Here is a 2,776-nt window from a genome sequence, read left to right on the forward strand (position 1 = left end):
AAGACGGACTGGACATGGTGATGATTCCTGATTCTCGCCCTACGTCAAACAGCGGACTGACTATTAGCTACTGGCCTCACCCAACCCTGACACGTAGGGAGGCCGCCTGCACTCCGCTGGCACTAAGGAGCGAAAAAGCGACAACTGCGGCCATTAGCTTGAATTTGTGATTCATGATTCTCCTCAAAGAACAGTTGGTCATTCTTAAAAATCTCTATTTACGACTACGGGTCTCGCCAGTTTGCAGACGCTCAGACCTCATCATGAGAATTCAGCAGAGCATTGCAGTCGGCAACGAACCCGGCCATCACGAACGCTCTCTAGTTCAATCCGCTCTTGCCTTTCTCCCGTGCGCTGCTACTTGCCGCACATGTATAGGGATGTCCGATTGCGGACGAATGGTTCACACCGCCCTTGCCCCGAGGGTGAAAATCTGAAAATAGGATTAGAGCATCCTCTTTTCCAGTGACTTCAGTGAACATCCGCACTCACACTTCCAAGCCGACCTGGGCGAAATCCTCCGACGTTCTGTGGGAATTGCTCCCCATTTCTGAACTCACGGGCAAGGCGTTCTAGTTCACGCTCGAGCGTGCCCTCCACCGAATCCGCCATGGACTTGTAGCCGCCTTCCCAGCCGTCCGTGCGGAACTCGTATGAACCGTTCCGGGCATCCGGACATCTCACTGTGACGGGGAACACCCCGATTACAGAGAGGAACCCACATGGGCAAATTGGGCAAGCAAACGACCATCGCGGTCATAGTCGCGGCAAGCGTGCTGTCATTCGGGCCGGTGTCCAGCGCACTCGCGCAACCGACCGTCCCGGCGATTGATGTGCACTGCGCAGCAGAGGCAACACCGTTGAACGAGCCGACGATGCAGAGCGAACCTGTTTGTTTCGGAACCGAGGCGGAAGCCGAAGCGTATATCGAGAGCATTCAGCAACCACAAAATCCTGCTGCACGGAGTGCAAGCGCGTCAACGATCTTGGGGACCGTCTACCAGGACACGAACCGAAGCGGTTCCAGCCTCACGCTTTGGGGGTCGAATGGCTGTGCCGGTTCGGTATTTGGGTTTTCATCCTTGGAGTCTGGTTGGACCAACACCATAAGTTCCGCCAGCGGGGAGAACGGTTGCTGGCTGACCCTCTACACCGCGGTGAGCTATGGCGGATCCCGGCTGAATTGCACGCCATACTGCGCAAGCATCGGGAGCTGGAACGACAATGTGAAGTCGTTGGTCTTCCGACCGTCCGGCACCTTCGGGTAACGGTTACGCCACCAAGGGTGCGAGCCCGACTATCTGGCAGACGCTCGCCGATTTGCCAGGCACAACGGCCGCACTCCCATCGCGCATCACACACACCTGCAATTCCGGCGCCACACCCGGGTTACTAGCCGGTGTTGTGGGTTCGAACCCGGCCTCGAACACTCCCTGTTCCCACATAGAGGTGCATAGCGCTAGAGCATCCCTAGCTTGGCCGCGTCCGTTGCTGTCCGCAATCGCCGCCGAGGATCCAGGATAGGTCCCATCAGCGCCTTGAGCCGTTGAGCTGTAGCAATGAACGATCGCTGTGTTCTCGACGCTCTTCTCTTGCAGCAGTACCGTGGCCCCAGTGGTGGCTACGCCCGCGATGAGGACGAAGCTGCTCACCCAAACAAGAACTCGGCGGCGCTGACGCTGGATTCGACGAGCGGGTTCGTTCCGAAGCGTGCACAGGAGGAGTCCTCGAATTGCGTCGGTTCGTTCAGGGGTCATCTCGGGCTCAATGGAGTCCATCCTGATATCCCTTCTGCCGTCAATTCGTTGGCCGTGTGTACTGATATGTCCGACTCACCTAAATAGGTTCGAAGTTTTCGGCGAGCACTGTTCAGCCGTGACTTAACCGTGCCAATCGGGATATCCAGCACTCCAGCGACAGCAGACATCGAGAGCTCCTCGACAAGGCATAAGTCCACGACAGTCCGCTCGGCCGAGCCTAAGCGTCGCAAGGCCCGCGTGAGCTGGTTGGCACGTTCCCGCTGGTCTAGCCTGTCGTCAATATCCGGGACCGGATCAACGGGGCGAGAAACAGGGAGTTTTGAAAGCAGCCGCCGGTAGCGCCGTGCGGCGCGATCACTGTTCAGAGTGACGTACGTCGTAACGGACAGTAACCACGGCAACAAGGACTCGTCCACGATCCGCACTTTTTCTCGGGATCGCCACGCTTCCATGAACACCATTGCGACAACGTCCTCCGCATCGTACACATTGCGCACCCGAGAATACGCTTTACGGAATATGCGAGCTCGATGCCGATCGAAAAGGACAGCAAACGCTCTCTCCGTGCCCGTTACTGCTTCAAGCCAAAGCGCAGCATCCGATACTTCATCGCCCACAAGTTCTCCCCCCGGCCGACTCCCAGACTAGGCGGTCAGCTCCCGGTCGCTATCCACATGTACCTCTGATTACGGGGTGCAGCGACAAGGTTCGTCACGAACCGTTCCTCCTCGCTATCGAACCTTTCGCACCCACCCGGACATTCCAGAGAGAATCGCTTGTCCATCTCAGCCCTAGGGAGCCTCATGACAGATGCACGAACAATCTCCGTTGATATCACTTATCTCGTCCAAGAAGCCCTTCACCTCCCGGACCCTGCACGGGCTGCCCCTCCGACGCCTGGAGGCGACGCCATTCAGCTAGGGCGTGTCTCCTAATGCCTTCGACCAAATAGTTATGGCTCTGAGGACAGCTCCGCCGCGGTAGGTCAGTGCGAGCTTGTCGTAGCGGGTGGCGAT

At 57.6% G+C, this 2,776-nt stretch carries 2 protein-coding genes; one reads left to right on the top strand and one right to left on the bottom strand.

Features of this window, described 5'->3' with window-relative positions; genetic code table 11:
• Positions 1 to 722: 722 nt before the first annotated feature.
• On the top strand, positions 723 to 1,268 hold the full coding sequence (locus E3T55_RS20090; RefSeq protein ID WP_134521429.1) for a hypothetical protein: 546 nt from the start codon (positions 723 to 725) through the stop codon (positions 1,266 to 1,268).
• A gap of 485 nt (positions 1,269 to 1,753) precedes the next feature.
• On the opposite strand, the gene E3T55_RS20095 is transcribed toward E3T55_RS20090, so the two are convergent.
• Entirely contained in the window at positions 1,754 to 2,377 is a 624-nt protein-coding gene (locus E3T55_RS20095; RefSeq protein WP_134521432.1) for an RNA polymerase sigma factor, read from the bottom strand.
• Positions 2,378 to 2,776 lie beyond the last annotated feature (399 nt).

Origin of the sequence: Cryobacterium frigoriphilum (genome assembly GCF_004403305.1) — a bacterium.
Taxonomy (GTDB): Bacteria; Actinomycetota; Actinomycetes; order Actinomycetales; family Microbacteriaceae; genus Cryobacterium; species Cryobacterium frigoriphilum.